This window comes from Intrasporangium sp. (assembly GCF_036566125.1).
Classification (GTDB): Bacteria; Actinomycetota; Actinomycetes; order Actinomycetales; family Dermatophilaceae; genus Intrasporangium.
The window spans coordinates 1-15891 of the sequence record NZ_DATCWX010000036.1 but is presented as its reverse complement, the minus strand read 5'-3'; the positions used below and the strand labels follow the sequence as shown (position 1 = coordinate 15891).

The following is a 15891-nucleotide window of genomic DNA, read 5'->3' as shown; positions in this document are numbered from 1 at the left end:
GGCTCGACGACTGGTCGGGCCCGGCCGCTCTGGCCTCAGCCGACCTCGTGGTCGTGGCGACCGACACGAGCCGCCACGTCGGCGACGCCATCGAGGCGCTCGACGCCGGCGCCGGGCGGATCCTCGTCGAGAAACCGGTCGCACCGACGCGGGCCCAGGCCGAGGCCCTGGCCGCCCATGCCCGCGCCTCCGACGTCTGGGTTGCCGCTCCCCTGCGAGCGCACGAGGCCTTCCGCCAGCTGATCACCCTCGTCGGAACCGTCGGGGCGCCCACCTCGGCGCACATCCGATGCCAGTCCTGGCTGCCCGACTGGCGCCCGGACCGCGACTACCGCGAGTCGTACTCCGCCCGCCGCGACGAGGGCGGCGCGCTCCGTGACCTCGTCCACGAGCTCGACTATGCCGAGGTCCTGTTGGGGCGCCCCACGCTGCTCGGCGCCCACCTCGACCACACCGGCCCCCTCGACATCCAGACCGAGCAGGCCGCCACCCTCCTCTGGTGCACCGACACGGCGACCGTGACGTGCCGTCTCGACTACGTCACCCGGCCTGCGACTCGCGGCGTCACGGTCCGTGGCCCCGACGGCGCGCTTGACTGGGATCTCACGACCGCGACCATCACCCACCAAGACACCACTGGACGGGCGATGACCACAGCCTTCCCGGCCGACCTCGACCGCGACCTCGGCATGGCCAGGCAAGCCCGCGCGGCACTCGAGCTCACGCCCGACACCAACCCGGCTCAGCGGCATACGGCAGGAGCGCCGGCCACCCTCGCGGAAGGCCTGGCGACGCTGGAACTCTGCGACCGCGCCAGGGAGATGTCGTGACCCGGACGCGCATCCTCGCGGTCATCCCGGCCCGCGGGGGCTCGAAAGGCCTGCCCGGCAAGAACACTCGTCCTCTGGCGGGTCTGCCGCTGATCGCCCACAGCATCCGCGCCGCTGCGCTGACCGACGCGGTCACGCGGTGCGTCGTGTCCACCGACTCGGAGCAGATCGCAGCGCTGGCGCGGCAGTACGGCGGCGAGACGCCCTTTCTCCGACCTGCCGAGCTGGCCGCCGACGACACGCCCATGGCACCCGTCGTACGCCACGCCCTCGAGTGGTGCGAGCGGGAAGAGGGCAAGCCGTATGCCGCTGTGCTCCTTCTCGACCCGACCTCCCCAGCGCGCGTCCCCCAGCAGCTCACGGATGCGGCCGAGCGGCTCCTCGCCACTGACGGTCTCGACGGGGTCGTCAGCGTGTCCGAGCCGACGTTCAACCCGGTGTGGGTCGGCGTGCGGACAGGCGGGTCGGCCGACGGCGCCCTCGAGCGGTACTTCCAGGCAGGGACCGGGGTGACCCGCCGCCAGGACGCCGAGCGATTCCTGCGGATCAACGGCAACTTCTACCTGTGGCGCGCCGAGTTCGTCCGGCGACTCGAGTCGTCGTGGTTCGACGAGGGACGACATGCCGGCGCGGAGATCCCCGAGTCACAGGCATTCTCGATCGACGACGCGTACGAGTTCCGCCTCATCGACGCGCTCATCGGGGCCGGCATCATCGAGCTGCCCTGGATCGAAGGGAAGTGACAGATGGACGAGCCGCGTCACCACCACGCCAACCGCTCGGGACTCACTCGGCTGGCCGACCTCGGGGGCCGCACCGCGGTCGTCACCGGTGGCGCAGGCCCGTTGGGGTCGGTGCTGTCGGCGGCCCTGGCCGATGCGGGTGCCCATGTGGTCGTCGTCGACGTCGACGTGGCATCGTGCTCCGCGACGGTGGACTCGCTCCATGGCGGCGGCCACGTCGCTCTGGCGGCCAACCTCCTTGAGCCACAAGGACTCTCGCGCGTCGTGACGACGGTCCATGAGATCGGGTCCTGTGACGTCCTCGTCAACAACGCCGCCTTCACCGGCACGTCCGGGGTCCCGGGCTATGCCGTGCCGTTCGATGAGCAGACTGACGAGGCCTTCGCGATGGCCCTCGCCCTCAACCTCACCGCGCCGTTCTCCCTGACCCGCCAGCTCGCCCCCCTCCTGCGGTCCGAGGGCCACGGCAGCATCATCAACGTCTCGAGCATCTACGGACTCGTCGGCCCGAACCTGGCGCTCTACGAGGGGACGCGCATGGGCAACCCCGCTGCGTACGCCGCCTCGAAAGGCGGCCTGGCCCAGCTGACGCGCTACCTCGCCACGGTCCTCGCCCCCGGCATCCGGGTCAACGCCGTCGCCCCCGGTGGCATCGCGCGGGGCCAGGACGAGGCGTTCGTGTCCCGTTACGAGCGACTCACACCGCTGGGGCGGATGGCCACCGAGGACGACTTCCGCGGCGTGGTCAGCTGGCTGGCCTCCGATGCCTCCGCGTATGTGACCGGGCAGGTCATCGCCGTCGACGGGGGCTGGACCGCCTGGTAGGGCGCCTCCGTCAGTAGTTGTAGACCTTGTCGACGTAGATCTTGGACTGGAGCGGCACCCAGTAACCGGCGAACGCGCCGATGTCGAAGTAGTAGGCGGGGCGGCCCTGGACGATGGCGTTCGTGCTCGTCGGGGCGCCGGACTCCCGTCCGGTCGGGATGGTCAGCGTCTTGTTCCCGATCACCTCGCCGCTGGAGTTGAGCTTGTAGGCCGTGAAGGTGGTGCCGCCGCGGAACATGATGAAGGCCCGCGGCTGGTAGACCTGCTTGTCGATCGAGCCGAGCCCCCATGCCACTCCGAAGCCCTCGGCCACCCACCAGCCGGCATAGGCACCGGCCGAGATGCGGTAGGCGATGGGGCCGCCGTTGATGCGCTGGCGCCGGTCGAAGGGAGCCTGGGTGTGGCGGCTGAACGACACTGTCCGCGTCTGCGAGATCTTGTTGCCGTCGCCGAGGCGGTACATGACCTTGATGCGCGGTGAGAGTCTGACCGTCCCCACCTGGTATCGGTTGGGGAAGTCGTTGCGGTAGTCGAGGGCGTTCTGGAGCCACCGCTTGTCGTGGGTCAGCCGCCAGAGCTCCTGGAACTGCTGCATGTGCACGGGGTGATAGCTGAGGGTGTTCACCTGGTGGCGCAGGGAGTAGACGCTCATCCAGTTGGTCCGGCGGAAGCCGTCGGGCACCCTTGCCTCGACGGTGCGCAGCCCACCGCGGAACAGCTCGATGGCCTTGGGGTCCTCGGTGAGGATGAGGTAGTCATGCAAGCCGTACATCGCATAGATGTGGCCGTTGAGGACCTGCTCGCTGTTCTCGACTGGGTACCGGGGGTACTCCTCGAACCAGAGCCGGCCGCTCCCGTCGACCCGCGACGCGAAGGGGGCCGTGCCTGCGGGCGCCTGACGCAGGCTGGCGAAGGTGGCGTCGGCGGCGGCCTTCCACTTCGCGTCCTTGGTGTACTCGTAGAGCCGGACGAACAGGGAGAGCGCCTGCCCCTGCGCCATCGCGGAGTACCACGGCGCCTTGAGCGTCTCTGTGGTGTCCCCGTGGACGGCGAAGTCGAAGTCGTAGGGGAAGTACCACGCCCCGGCCGACTCGACCTTTCGGTCGATGTTGCGCTGGGCATTCGCGATGGCGATGTCCAGGTAGGCCCGGTTCTTCGTCAGTCGGTACGAGTTGAGGTTGATGAGCCCGTACTGGATCTGGGCCACCGGGTGCTGCCAGATCTTGGTCTCGCCCGCGAAGCGGAACACCCGCACGCCGCTCGAGTCGACCAGCCCGAAGCCCTTGGGATCGCTCAGCGCGAAGTCCTCGTACGGACGCTGGCCCGGGGCGACCGCCTTGGGATAGGCGGCTGAGAGGGAGAAGCCGGTGATGTCCTCGGATGCGGCCTGCGCCGTGATTCCGGCGTCCTCTCGCGCGTCGGCCTGCCTGGCCTTGGCCTCCTTGACATCGCCAGTGGGAGGCATCGGTTTGCCCTGCAGCACCTCCGAGCCGTCTGTCACCGGCACCGGGTCAGGGTCGTCGACGCCGGACGATGCCTGCGAGAGGCCGAGCGGGGTAACCGACGCCGATGCGCCTGCCGCCGCAGCCGGCGCTGGCGCCGGAAGGGTCGATCCGAGCAGTCCGATGCTCGCGCTTGCGGCCACGACGACACACGCCCGGTGACGTGCAGAAGTGGGCTTGTTCACGTGTCCCCCTGTTGCTCAGTCCGCGGTGCCTGCTTTTGTCCGCGATTGTGGGGGATCGTAACGTACGGCTTGGACCGATTTGTCCCGGGTGTGATCCTCGTCAGTTCTGCAGCTCCGGAGCGACGGTGTTCTCGAAGAGCTCTATGCCGGATCGGTCGTACGCGGCCTCCTGGAAATAGAGGATCCCGTAGCCCATGCCGCGCCGCTCCATGTCCTGCATCACCTCGACGATCCGCTCGGGAGTGCCCACCGCCGGCTGCGTGCGGAGGTCGGCGATCTGCCGCTCGATCCGAGCCTCAGGTACGCCACCGCGGCGCAGCAGGTCCGCGTGGAACCGCAGCCGGTCCTCGACGTCCGCCTCGGTCTCGCCGATGACGACATTGAAGTCGCCGGTCCGCACGATCGAGTCGAAGTCGCGGCCGATCTCCTGGCAGTGCGCCCGCAGGATGTCGCTCTTGCGGGAGAAGGTCTCCGCGTCGTCGTAGAAGTTGGTGTAGTCGGCATACTGAGCCGCGATCCGCAGCGTCACCTTCTCGCCACCGCCCGCGACCCAGATCGGGATGCCGTTGGCCGTGGAGCCCGGCGCGGACGTGCCCTGGAGGGGTCGGGGCGCGCAGCGGGCTCCCTCGACCTGGTAGTGCTTGCCGTCCAGTGTCGCCGTCCCAGTCGTCCACATGTCACGGAAGATCTGCACGCCCTCCCGGAGCCGGCCCAGGCGTTCGCCGGCAGTCGGGAAGCCGTAGCCGTAGGCCCGCCACTCCTTCTCGTACCAGCCGCCGCCGATGCCCATCTCGACGCGGCCACCCGAGATGATGTCGACCGTGGCCGCCACCTTCGCGAGGTAGGCCGGGTTGCGGTAGCTCACGCAGGTGCACATCTGGCCCAACCTGATGCGGGTGGTGGACGCGGCGAGCGCACTCATGAGGGTCCACGCCTCGTGGGTCGCCTCGTCCGAGACGACCGGGACGGTGTGGAAGTGGTCATACACCCAGAGCGACTCGAAGGTGTCCCCCTCGTCCGCGAACCTCGCCAGGCCGGCCATGGCCTCCCATTGCTGGGCGGGGTCGATGCCGACCAGGTCCATGCGCCAACCCTGCGGTATGAACAGTCCGAATCTCATGTCGCTCATCCTGTCACCGGTGCGGTCCCTCCGGTGATCCGCGCATGTGAGGATGGAGCCATGCACCACAACGACCCGGCCGTCATCAGGGACCTGCTGCACACCCCGGCGACCTGGGCCGTCGTCGGCCTGGGCGACAACCCGAACCGCACGGCGTACCAGGTGTCGCTCTGGCTGGCCCGAGAGCTCGGCATCAACCTCATCCCGGTCCACCCCAGCGCAGCCACGGTTCACGGCTTCCCTGGTCGTGCCCGACTCGCCGACATCCCCGATGGGACGACCGTGAACGTCGTGAACTTCTACGTCAACAGCTCCCTCGTCGGCGACTGCGTCGACCAGGCGATCGCCGAGAAGGAGCGCCTCGGCATCGGTGCGCTGTGGCTCCAGCTCGGCGTCATCGACGAAAAGGCGGCGGCGCGGGCCACCCAGGCTGGACTCGCCGTCGTCATGGACACCTGCCCGAAGATCGAGTGGCCCCGCATCGTGCCGGGGGACGGCGCTGGGGCGATCTCAGGCTGAGTCAGAGCCCTTGGCCACTTCCTCACGCAGCGACGCCCCCTTGGCGTGAGCCTGGTCCCTGAGAGCCACCTGGAATTGGCTCATGCGCTCGCGCACGGCCCGGCCGAGGTCATCGTCGGAGGTCCCGACGATCCTGGCCGCCAGGAGTCCCGCATTGCGAGCGCCTCCGATGGAGACCGTGGCCACCGGGACGCCAGCCGGCATCTGGACGATCGAGAGGAGCGAGTCCATGCCGTCGAGGTGCCTGAGCGGCACCGGCACGCCGATGACGGGGAGCGGAGTCACCGAGGCCAGCATGCCGGGCAGGTGAGCGGCGCCACCGGCGCCCGCGATGAGGACGCGAAGCCCGCGGCCGGCCGCCTCCTTGCCGTAGGCGATCATCTCCTCCGCCATCCGGTGCGCCGAGACGACGTCGGCCTCGTAGGGGATCCGGAACTCCCCCAACGCTGCTGCAGCCTCGCGCATGACGGGCCAGTCGCTGTCGCTGCCCATGACGAGCCCGACGAGGGGCTTGCTGATCTGCTCGGCCATCGCGCCTCACTCGCCCTTCATTCGCGCATCATTCGTCGTATTCGTGTCATTCGGTGATCACGCCCTGGAGGTAGTCGGCCGCGTGCCTCGCGCGCTCGCGGGCGTCGGCCAGGTCCGCCCCGCTGACGTTGACGTGGCCGAGCTTGCGACCGGGCCTGACTCCCTTGCCGTACATGTGGACCTTGGCCGCGGGGTCCCTGGCCATGACGTGCCGGTAGGCGGAGTACAGGTCGGGGTAGTCGCCACCGAGGACATTGGCCATGGCCGTCCATCGTGCCCGCGGCCGGGGGTCGCCGAGGGGTAGGTCGAGCACCGCACGGAGGTGCTGCTCGAACTGACCGGTGACCGCACCATCCATCGACCAGTGGCCGCTGTTGTGCGGCCGCATGGCGAGCTCGTTGACGACGTATTCGAGACGACCGTTGGGCCGCTGCACCTCGAACATCTCGACGGCAAGGACGCCGGTGACGTCGAGCTCGCCGGCGATCCGCAGGGCGGCCTCCGTTGCAACTGACGCAAGATCGGGATCGAGGTCGGGAGCCGGTGCGAGGACCTCGGTGCAGACGCCTTGCGTCTGGACGGTCTCGACCACAGTCCACGCTGCGGCCTGGCCGGACGGGCTGCGTGCCACGAGGGCGGCGAGCTCACGGGTGAAGTCGACCCTCTCCTCGAGGAGGAGGCCGTCGGACATGGGCCCGGGCTCGCCGACGTGCGCGAGCCAGCCCTCCGCGTCCTCGCTCGACGAGGCGAGGATGACGCCCTTGCCGTCGTAGCCACCCCGGGGCGTCTTGACGATGATCGGCCAGCCGACCTCCTCGCCGAATCGCGCCACCTCGGCCGCCTCACGAGCCACGGCCCAACGTGGGCAGGCGATGCCGAGCTCGGTCAACCGCCCGCGCATCGCGAGCTTGTCCTGCGCGAACCGGAGGGCGGCGCGGCTCGGGTGCATGACGATGCCCTCGGCCTCGAGGGCGAGCAGCACCTGCTGCGGCACGTGCTCGTGGTCGAAGGTGACGACGTCGCACGATCGGGCGAAGTCGAGGACGTGGTCGAGCTCGGTGTGCCGCCCGACCGGCGAGGACGGGATGACGAGCGCGGCGGAGGCGACCTCGTCCTCGGCCAGGACGGACAGCTGCACCCCGAGCTCGATCGCCGGCCCCTGCATCATGCGGGCCAGCTGGCCACCACCCACGACGCCGACAACAGGGAAGCCTCCGGGGGCGCGTTTCGGCTCGGTCACGGCGCCCCAGCCTAGTGGGCCGCGGACTCGGTCGATTCCTCGTCCACCTCGGGGAGCGCCGCTTCGTGGAGCACGGCTTCGGTGTGAGCCGGGTCGGCGAGCTCGTTGTGTCGGGTGCGCACGGCCGCGAAGGTCCACAGCTTGTTGAGGACGAAGGAGATGGGTGTGACGACGGCGATGACGATCAGCTGCGCCCAGTAGAGGCGGGTCCGCAGCCCGGTGGAGTCGTCGAGGACCGAGGTGGGCAGCGCCAGCGGTGAGTCCGGGTGCATGAGCAGCGTGAGCAGCAGGAGGCCGACGAGCTGCCCGAGCAGTCCGACCGTGACGAACGGCCAGTACTCGAGCCACCAGGACTTGTGCCGTCCCTTGCCGAACGTCCAGGACCGGTTGAGCTGGAAGTTCCACAGGTTGGCGACGAGGAAGGCGATGGTCGAGTAGACGTGGTACCACCGCACGTTGAAGTCGGTGAGCGGCAGTCCGATGATCGGGTCGTCCGGGTCGGGCCCGAGTCGCTTGACCAGGACGAGGGTCGCCAGGTTGACGACCACACCGGATGCGCCGACCAGCGCGAAGCGGAACAGCAGCACCCAGTTGTGCCGGTGGCGCACAAACAGGTACTCCCGCAACCGTGTCACCAGCGAAGGGTAACCCGCGATGGCCGCATCACCCGTGGCTCAGCCGGACTCCGCCTCGGAGAGGAAGAGGGCGAAGCGGGCCGGCTGGGCCTGCACGAGGTCGAGTCGCCCCCCGTTGGCCTCGGCGAGGTCCCTGGCGAGAGCCAGCCCGAGCCCGGTGCTGCCACCCCGCCCGCTGCTGACCGACCGCTCGAAGATGTGCGGTGCCATCGCCGGGGCAACGCCCTCCCCCTGGTCGCTGACCTCGACGATGACCGATGGTCCCGATCGTCGGGCGTGGACGTCCACCGTGCCGCGGCCATGCGCGAGGGAGTTCTCGAGGAGCGTCGAGAGGACTTGCGAGAGGGCGACCGGGGTCGACCGAACGAAGAGGCCACGCTCACCCCGGACCCGCACCGACCGCCTCGCCTGCTCGAAGGCCGGCTGCCACTCGCGTTGGAGGGCGGCGATGACGGAGTCGAGAGACACGGCGGGCGCCGGCCCGTTGGCGCCTCGGGACCGTCCGAGCAGGTCATCGACGACCCGGGTGAGTCGCTCGACCTGGGCGATGGCGATGTTGGCCTCCTCCTTGACCGCCGCCACGTCGTCCGTCTCGGCGATCTCCTCAAGGCGCATGAGCAGGGCGGTCAGCGGCGTGCGCAGCTGGTGCGAGGCATCGGAGGCGAAGTCGCGTTCGGCGGCGAGCGAGCGGGTCATGTCATGGGCGCGCCGAGCGATCACGTCGGAGACGTGGTCGAGTTCGCCGATGCCGGAGCGAAGGGGCTCGAGTCGTGCCTCGCCGTTGGCGTAGCGGTCGGCCAGCCGGGCCAGTGCCGTCGCGGACCGCTCGAGCATTCGCCGGACGGGAAGGCTCGCGAGGTGGCCGAGTGCCACGCCGGCGAGGCACACGATCGCCGCCGCCGCGGCGAAGCGCAGGATGCCGACCGAGGTATCCGTGTCGAGCCAGTCCCGGACGGCGTCTGGTCGGCTCGTCACGACATAGGCGACGACCCCGGTCGTCCCGAGGGCGGCCACACCCGCCGTCGTCGCTGCGGTGACGAGCGTGACGCGGTCGAGCGTGCGGCGCACGGTCACTCGGGTCTGGGCCTTTCGAACCGGAAGCCGACCCCGCGCACCGTGGCGATGTACTGCGGCGACGTCGCCTCGTCACCGAGCTTGCGGCGCAGCACGGAGATGTGCATGTCGAGGGTCTTCGTCGAGCCGAACCACGAGGTGTCCCAGATCTCCCGCATGAGCTGCTCTCGCGAGACGACCTTGCCCTGCTCGCGGACGAGGACGCGGAGCAGGTCGAACTCCTTCGCCGTCAGCTGCAGCTCCTCGCCCTTGAACCAGGCACGCCGTCCGTCCGAGTCGATCCTGACGAGGTCCCCGGTGTCGGCAGGCGCGTCGAGAGGGGTGCGACGCAGGAGCGCACGGACCCGGGCGAGCAGCTCGGCAAGCCGGAACGGTTTGGTGACGTAGTCGTCAGCCCCGGCGTCGAGGCCGACCACGGTGTCGACCTCGTCGGCCCGCGCCGTGAGGATGAGTACCGGGATGCTTCTCCCCTCGGCCCGAAGGCGACGGCAGACCTCGAGCCCGTCGATCTTGGGCAGTCCGAGGTCGAGCAAGACGAGGTCCGGGTTGTCCTTCGCCCCGTCGAGCGCGGCGGCTCCGTCCTCGCGGACGTCGACCTCGTACCCCTCACGGCGGAGCGCACGGGCGAGGGGCTCGGAGATCGCTGGATCGTCCTCGGCCAGCAGCACTCGCGTCATGTCACCGTCCTCGTATCGCCGTGTGGTGGGGCCCACAGCGTGGGCGGCCGGCGGGCACCGAACGACTCGCAGCCTACCGATATCGCCACTCCGCGCCACCGGCACGTCCATCGGCCATTCCCGCCGTATGCCGCTGGGCCGGCTCCCACAGATCGTGTCCACTCGATCACGGGGTGCCCGTCTCGATCGAATGAACAGCTTTCGGGGTATGCGGCTGGGCCGGCTACGCGAGATCGTGACCTCAGCGACCCGGCCAGTTGGGAGTGCGCTTCTCCGCGAATGCGGCAACGCCCTCGCGGCGGTCGCCGGAGAAGGCCGTGGCCCGCCAGCAGGCGTCCTCGATCTCGAGTCCTGATGCGAGGTCGACGTCCGCGCCGAGGCGCATCGCTCGCTTCGCATTGCGCAGCCCGACCGGCGAGTTGGCGGCGATGGTCCGGGCGAGCTCGAGCGCCCGGCCGCGGGCCCCGCCCGCCACGACGACCTCGTCGACCGCTCCCATCGCGAGGGCCTCCGCGGCCGGCAGCTTGGCGGCGGTGAAGATCATCCTCGCCGCCCGGGACCAGCCGACACGCCGCACCAGCAGCTGGGTGCCGCCGCCACCGGGTATGACGCCGACGCCGACCTCGGGCAGCCCAACGAGCGCTCCCTCGCCCGCGACGATGATGTCGCACGACAGGGCGAGCTCGAAGCCGCCGCCGAGGGCGAAGCCGTCCACCGCGGCGATGACTGGCATCGGGAGGGCGAGCACACCGCCGTACGCCGAGCGGGCCAGCGGTCGCTGCTGCACGAGCTCGGCGTCGGTCAGGGTGTTGCGCTCCTTGAGGTCGGCACCGACGCAGAACGCCTTCTCGTGGCTTGACGTCAGGAGGACGCACCGGACCGTGTCGTCGTCAGCGAGCTGCTGGGTGGCGTCGCGGATGGCCGCGGCCATTGCGGTGGAGACGGCGTTGAGCGCCTCGGGCCGGTCGAGCACCAGCTCGGCAACGTGGGCGAGGGCGGGCTCGTCGAAACGCTCGATGCGAACGAGGTGCCGGCTCGTGGTGGGCGTCTGGTCGGGCTGGGTCACGCGTGGAGCTCCTTGGTGAGGTGGGCGCTGGGACGGCAGGGTCAGGTGGCTCCGCGGCCCTGGGCCGAGGCGCGGCGCAGGAGTGAGGGCGACACGGGTCCGACGCCCCGCAGGATCCGACGACGTTGGCCGTTGAGCCGGAAGCCGGAGAGGGTCGCGAGCTCACGTGCCATGGTGGCGTCGACGAGCACGGTGCCGGCCTGGGCGACGGCGGTGAGGCGGGAGGCGCGGTTGACGGTCGTGCCGAAAACGTCGCCCAGGCTCGAGACGATCGGCCCGCGGGCCATGCCGCACCTGACCTCGGGAAGGACGTCGTCCTGCGAGATGGTGTCGATGAGATCGAGCGCGATGGCGGCCGCGGGAGCGGCCTGGACGGTGGTGAAGAGGACCTCGTCGCCCACCGTCTTGATGAGGCGTCCGCCGTGCGCCGTGATGACGTCCGCGGAGAGCCGCTCGAACCGGTGGACGAGACGAGCGAGGTCGCGCTCGGACATCTTCCGCACCAGGGACGTGAAGTTGACAAGGTCGGCGAAACCGACGGAGCGCATCTTCACCAGGCCGTAGCTCTCCGGGTCAGCATCGGCGAGCATGCGCGAGATCGCGGCGCTCAGGTGTCGCCGCCAGGCGTAGACGAGCAGCGGCTCGAAGCGGTCGGCGAGCTCTGCCATTCGGTGGGCGGTCTCGGTCGCTGTCTCGAAGGACGGCACGACCCTCGTCTCCGCGCCCGCACCCGCCTCGGCACCGTCGGCGCTCCGGGCGAGCGACATCTCGGTCTCGACGGCCTCCGCGACCAGCTGTGCCTGCCACACGGCGAGCCGGTCTGCCGAGCGGGCAACGGCGCGCGTCATGGCCAGCGCCAGCGACTCGTCGACGCTCCCCTCGCGGACGATGCCGGCCACGGTGCGCAAGGCGTCCACGTCGGACGCGGTGAACAGCTCGTCGTCGGTGTAGACGACGGGGAAGCCCAGGGCACGCCAGAACTTCTGGGCCGACAGGAGCGAGACGCCCGCGTCGCGGGTGACGTCTCGTCGGCGCAGCTCGAGGGGTCGCCCGAGCAGCCTCTCGGTCACGTCCTTGGCGTCCACCTCCGCGTCGAAGGGCTTGGGTGCCGGAGCCGACTCGGCTGCAGCCCCGTCGGGCCGGGCGTCACTGCCCCCCGCCCCACCTGCCTCCTTCATGTCCCGATCATGCCAGCCGTGTCCGGGCCCGGGCGGACGTGGACCACGTCGCCTGCGGAGAAGGCCTGCTCCCCGCCGGCGACCTCGATGACGAGGGCGCCCGAGCCGTCGACGCGCACGGCCCGACCTTCGGCGACTGCGCCGGAGGGCAGGTGGACCCGCACCTGCGAGCCCACCGTCGCGCACAACCCGCGGTACTCATCGCGTGCCGAGTGATCACGCAGCACGGCGGGCAGTTCACGCAGGTAGGCGATGACGAGGTCCTCGCGGCGGATCTCGGCTCCGACGAGGCGCAGCGAGGTGGCGGTGTCGACAGGGAGCTCGTCACGGCGCTGGTCCACGTTTACTCCCGCACCGATGATGACGGCCTGCTGCCCCTGTCCCCATCCCGTGAGCTCGGACAGGATTCCGGCGACCTTCCGATCGTCATCAGCCGGGAGGAGAACGTCGTTGGGCCACTTGAGGCGGGCCTCGACGGGCGCCCCCGCGGAGGTCGTCACCGCCGTGACCGCACGGACCAGCGCCACCCCGGCCAGCAGGGACACCCAGGCCAGGGCCTCCGGCTCGGGTGCCGGGACGATAGCGGACACGGCGATCGACGCCCGCGGGGGCGCCTCCCAGGACCGTCCCAGCCGACCACGCCCACCCGTCTGGTCGTCGGTGAGGATGATGCGCCAGAGGGGCGTTGCGTCAGAAGCCGGCCCAGCGGCATACGTGCTCACTATCTCGGAGGCGCGGCTGTTCGTCGAGGCGATCGACGGATGGAACTCGACTGACTGCCACGGCTGACCAGACGTGACCAATGCCGCACGGATGCGGTCGGGGCGGAGCGATTCGCGCACTTTCCCAAGGCTAGAGTGCTCGCCATGGCATCGGAGCAGGCGGCCGCTGAGGCGCAGCAGACCATTGACCTGTCGACGACGGCCGGCAAGCTCGCGGACCTCAAGCGCCGGGTCGCCGAGGTCGCGCACGCCGGGTCGGAGCGCGCTGTCGAGAAGCAGCACGCGCGGGGCAAGAAGACGGCGCGGGAGCGCATCGAGATGCTCCTGGACGAGGGCACCTTCATCGAGATGGACAAGTACGCCCGGCACCGGAGCAACCAGTTCGGCCAGGAGAACAACCGGCCCTACGGCGACGGCGTGGTCACGGGCTACGGGATGGTCGACGGGCGGCAGGTGGCCGTGTTCGCGCAGGACTTCACCGTCTTCGGCGGCTCGCTCGGCGAGGTGTTCGGCGAGAAGATCGTGAAGGTCATGGACTTCGCGATGAAGATCGGCTGCCCCGTGATCGGGCTCAACGACTCCGGCGGCGCGCGGATCCAGGAGGGCGTCGTCTCGCTCGGTCTCTATGGCGAGATCTTCTACCGCAACGTCCGCGCGTCCGGCGTCATCCCGCAGATCAGCCTCATCATGGGGCCATGCGCGGGTGGGGCGGTCTACTCCCCGGCCATCACCGACTTCACGGTCATGGTCGACCAGACCAGCCACATGTTCATCACCGGGCCGGACGTCATCAAGACGGTCACCGGTGAGGACGTCGGGTTCGAGGAGCTCGGCGGCGCCAAGACGCACAACACCAAGTCGGGCGTGGCCCACTACATGGGCACCGACGAGCAGGACGCCATCGACTACGTCAAGGCGCTGCTGTCCTACCTGCCGAGCAACAACCTGGAGACGCCGCCGTCCTACGACGAGGGCGAGGCGGACCTGACCGTCACGGACGACGACCGGTGGCTCGACACGTGCATCCCAGACTCCCCCAACGTCCCCTACGACATGCACGAGATCATCTCGCACGTCGTCGATGACGGGGAGTTCCTCGAGGTGCAGCCGCTCTTCGCGCCCAACATCGTCACCGGATTCGCCCGCATCGACGGGATGTCCGTCGGTGTCGTCGCCAACCAGCCGATGCAGTTCGCCGGCACGCTCGACATCGACGCCTCCGAGAAGGCCGCCCGGTTCGTTCGCACCTGCGACTGCTTCAACGTGCCGGTCCTGACGTTCGTCGACGTGCCCGGCTTCCTGCCCGGCACGTCCCAGGAGTGGGACGGCATCATCCGCCGCGGCGCCAAGCTGATCTACGCCTACGCCGAGGCGACCGTCCCGAAGGTGACGGTCATCACCCGGAAGGCCTACGGCGGCGCGTACGACGTCATGGGCTCCAAGCACCTCGGCGCCGACATCAACCTGTCGTGGCCGACCGGGCAGATCGCGGTGATGGGGGCCCAGGGGGCGGTCAACATCCTCTATCGCAAGGAGCTGGCCGCCGTGGCCGACGAGGGCGGGGACGTCGAGACCAAGCGTCAGGATCTCATCACGCACTACGAGGAGACCCTCGCCAACCCGTACATCGCGGCAGAGCGCGGCTACATCGACACCGTCATCTCGCCGTCGAACACCCGGATGAACGTCACCCGAGCGCTGCGGGCCCTGCGCACCAAGCGCGACACGCTCCCGCCGAAGAAGCACGGGAACATCCCACTGTGACCAGCCAATCCGCGACACAGGAGCCCGGCTTGGCTGAACAGGAAAGCCGCTCGAGCGCAGCGCTGCGTGTGCTGCATGGCAGCCCCTCTGCCGAGGAGATCGCCGCCCTCACCGCAGTTCTGGCGGTTGTCGCCGGTGGCGCCTCGGAGCCCGCGCCGCGACGCCCGTCCCCGTGGTCCGACCCGTCGTGGCGACTCGTCGGACCCTCGGCCCGTCGCGGTGGCTGGGCGTCGAGCTCCCTTCCCCGACTTTGATCATCGCCGTTGATCACCGTCACCGTGGCCGCATGACCCGGCAGAGACCGCGTCCTGATGTCCCTTCCAGGGCCGTAGTGGTCTAGCCTCTGTCCTTGTGCCTGCCGTACCACAGAAGACGTCGTGATGCTCGCAAATCGCTACCAGCTGGAGTCCCGCATCGCCGCAGGCGGCATGGGCGAGGTCCATGTCGCCATGGACACGCGCCTCCACCGAAGGGTCGCCGTCAAGCTGTTGCGCGAGGAGCTCGCCGACTCCGGTGACTTCATCGAGCGGTTCCGCCGGGAGGCGTTGATGTCGGCGCGACTCACGCACCCCTCGGTGGCGCGGATCCTCGACTACGGCCAGGACGGGCCGACCCACTTCATCGTCATGGAGCTCGTCGAGGGCCGCGATCTTGCCAAGGTGCTGGCCGAGCGTGGGCGGATCCCAGCGCAGGAGGCCGCCCGGATGACCGCCCAGGTGTGCGACGCCCTCGGCGCCGCCCATGAGGCCGGCTTCGTCCACCGTGACATCAAGCCGAGCAACGTCATCATCACGCCTGACGGCGCGGTCAAGGTGACCGACTTCGGGATCGCCAGGGCGCTCGGTGGCTCGTCCCTGACGGAGACGGGGACCATCATGGGGACGGCGCAGTACGTCTCCCCCGAGATGGTGCGTGGTGAGCCGGCGAATGAGGCCTCCGACCAGTACTCCGTCGGCGTCCTCCTCTTCCAGATGCTCACGGGCAGCGTGCCCTTCGACGGCGACTCCCCGGTGACCGTGGCACTGCGCCACCTCGACAGCGAGGTCCCCCGACCGAGCTCCCTCGATCCGGACCTGCCGATCGCACTCGACGAGGTCGTGGCCCGGGCCACGGCAACGGACCCGCGCGACCGATTCCCGGATGTCGGCGCCATGGCGGCGGCGCTGCGACTGGTCGCCACGGCCAGGCCCAGCCAGAGTGCGCCGACGGCCGCCCTTCCCCGGCCGGATCAGCACCCGGCCACCAGCGTCCTTCCCGCCGCCACGCACGCCCTGGCCAGC

17 protein-coding genes are annotated in these 15891 nt (G+C 69.9%); 7 read left to right on the top strand and 10 right to left on the bottom strand.

The features are described 5' to 3' along the window. The 3 genes from VIR15_RS02225 to VIR15_RS02215 form a co-directional block, all read left to right on the top strand. On the top strand, positions 1-830 hold an 830-nt coding region (locus tag VIR15_RS02225), incomplete at its 5' end, for a Gfo/Idh/MocA family protein (protein WP_331925839.1). After that, positions 827-1573 carry an acylneuraminate cytidylyltransferase family protein gene (locus tag VIR15_RS02220; protein WP_331925838.1) on the top strand — a complete coding sequence of 249 codons (747 nt, stop codon included), beginning with the start codon at positions 827-829 and terminating at the stop codon, positions 1571-1573. The genes VIR15_RS02225 and VIR15_RS02220, both read left to right, overlap by 4 nt. Before the next feature lie 3 nt (positions 1574-1576). After that, on the top strand, positions 1577-2398 hold the full coding sequence (locus tag VIR15_RS02215) for an SDR family oxidoreductase (protein ID WP_331925837.1): 822 nt from the start codon (positions 1577-1579) through the stop codon (positions 2396-2398). A gap of 10 nt (positions 2399-2408) precedes the next feature. Here the strand turns inward: VIR15_RS02215 and VIR15_RS02210 are convergent, their stop codons facing one another. Together VIR15_RS02210 and VIR15_RS02205 are read right to left on the bottom strand one after the other, a co-directional pair. Next, positions 2409-4043, bottom strand: coding sequence for a D-glucuronyl C5-epimerase family protein (locus VIR15_RS02210; RefSeq protein WP_331925836.1), 1635 nt, complete (start codon positions 4041-4043; stop codon positions 2409-2411). A gap of 142 nt (positions 4044-4185) precedes the next feature. After that, positions 4186-5205 (bottom strand): LLM class F420-dependent oxidoreductase, encoded by a 1020-nt coding sequence (locus tag VIR15_RS02205; protein WP_331925835.1) that lies wholly within the window; start codon positions 5203-5205, stop codon positions 4186-4188. Positions 5206-5265: 60 nt separating this feature from the next. Here VIR15_RS02205 and VIR15_RS02200 point away from each other — a divergent pair, with 60 nt between their 5' ends. Next, positions 5266-5724, top strand: a complete 459-nt coding sequence (locus tag VIR15_RS02200) for a CoA-binding protein (RefSeq protein ID WP_331925834.1) — start codon at positions 5266-5268, stop codon at positions 5722-5724. On the opposite strand, the gene purE is transcribed toward VIR15_RS02200, so the two are convergent. The 8 genes from purE to VIR15_RS02160 form a co-directional block, all read right to left on the bottom strand. Next, positions 5716-6255 carry a 5-(carboxyamino)imidazole ribonucleotide mutase gene (purE, locus tag VIR15_RS02195; RefSeq protein WP_331925833.1) on the bottom strand — a complete coding sequence of 180 codons (540 nt, stop codon included), beginning with the start codon at positions 6253-6255 and terminating at the stop codon, positions 5716-5718. The two genes, VIR15_RS02200 and purE, sit on opposite strands and share 9 nt — an antisense overlap. Positions 6256-6301: 46 nt before the next feature. Beyond that, on the bottom strand, positions 6302-7495 hold the full coding sequence (locus tag VIR15_RS02190) for a 5-(carboxyamino)imidazole ribonucleotide synthase (protein WP_331925832.1): 1194 nt from the start codon (positions 7493-7495) through the stop codon (positions 6302-6304). 11 nt (positions 7496-7506) lie between these two features. Then, the gene (locus VIR15_RS02185; protein WP_331925831.1) at positions 7507-8130 is read right to left on the bottom strand and encodes a GtrA family protein; all 624 of its coding nucleotides are present in this window, start codon (positions 8128-8130) and stop codon (positions 7507-7509) included. Between the two features lie 39 nt (positions 8131-8169). After that, a complete protein-coding gene (locus VIR15_RS02180) occupies positions 8170-9198 on the bottom strand; it encodes a sensor histidine kinase (RefSeq protein WP_331925830.1) in 1029 nt (342 codons plus the stop codon). A 2-nt stretch (positions 9199-9200) separates the two neighbouring features. After that, positions 9201-9881 carry a response regulator transcription factor gene (locus VIR15_RS02175; protein ID WP_331925829.1) on the bottom strand — a complete coding sequence of 227 codons (681 nt, stop codon included), beginning with the start codon at positions 9879-9881 and terminating at the stop codon, positions 9201-9203. Positions 9882-10122: 241 nt separating this feature from the next. Next, on the bottom strand, positions 10123-10947 hold the full coding sequence (locus VIR15_RS02170) for an enoyl-CoA hydratase/isomerase family protein (protein WP_331925828.1): 825 nt from the start codon (positions 10945-10947) through the stop codon (positions 10123-10125). Between the two features lie 41 nt (positions 10948-10988). Beyond that, on the bottom strand, positions 10989-12125 hold the full coding sequence (locus tag VIR15_RS02165; protein ID WP_331925827.1) for an adenylate/guanylate cyclase domain-containing protein: 1137 nt from the start codon (positions 12123-12125) through the stop codon (positions 10989-10991). Beyond that, positions 12122-12967, bottom strand: coding sequence for a biotin--[acetyl-CoA-carboxylase] ligase (locus VIR15_RS02160; RefSeq protein WP_331925826.1), 846 nt, complete (start codon positions 12965-12967; stop codon positions 12122-12124). The genes VIR15_RS02165 and VIR15_RS02160 overlap by 4 nt, the downstream gene beginning before the upstream one ends. A 24-nt stretch (positions 12968-12991) precedes the next feature. On the opposite strand from VIR15_RS02160, the gene VIR15_RS02155 reads away from it, so the two are divergent. The 3 genes from VIR15_RS02155 to VIR15_RS02145 form a co-directional block, all read left to right on the top strand. Further along, entirely contained in the window at positions 12992-14611 is a 1620-nt protein-coding gene (locus VIR15_RS02155; RefSeq protein ID WP_331925825.1) for an acyl-CoA carboxylase subunit beta, read from the top strand. Positions 14612-14640: 29 nt separating this feature from the next. Further along, positions 14641-14865 (top strand): acyl-CoA carboxylase subunit epsilon, encoded by a 225-nt coding sequence (locus tag VIR15_RS02150; RefSeq protein ID WP_331925824.1) that lies wholly within the window; start codon positions 14641-14643, stop codon positions 14863-14865. Between the two features lie 126 nt (positions 14866-14991). Next, positions 14992-15891: protein kinase domain-containing protein (locus VIR15_RS02145; RefSeq protein ID WP_331925840.1), on the top strand; the 900-nt coding region annotated here is incomplete at its 3' end.

Bases quoted from the DNA above. Each gene is read 5' to 3' on its own strand.
- VIR15_RS02215 (WP_331925837.1), top strand. From the start codon at position 1,577: ATGGACGAGCCGCGTCACCACCACGCCAACCGCTCGGGACTCACTCGG.
- VIR15_RS02205 (WP_331925835.1), bottom strand. From the start codon at position 5,205: ATGAGATTCGGACTGTTCATACCGCAGGGTTGGCGCATGGACCTGGTC.
- VIR15_RS02200 (WP_331925834.1), top strand. From the start codon at position 5,266: ATGCACCACAACGACCCGGCCGTCATCAGGGACCTGCTGCACACCCCG.
- purE (WP_331925833.1), bottom strand. From the start codon at position 6,255: ATGGCCGAGCAGATCAGCAAGCCCCTCGTCGGGCTCGTCATGGGCAGC.
- VIR15_RS02175 (WP_331925829.1), bottom strand. From the start codon at position 9,881: ATGACGCGAGTGCTGCTGGCCGAGGACGATCCAGCGATCTCCGAGCCC.
- VIR15_RS02165 (WP_331925827.1), bottom strand. From the start codon at position 12,125: ATGAAGGAGGCAGGTGGGGCGGGGGGCAGTGACGCCCGGCCCGACGGG.
- VIR15_RS02155 (WP_331925825.1), top strand. From the start codon at position 12,992: ATGGCATCGGAGCAGGCGGCCGCTGAGGCGCAGCAGACCATTGACCTG.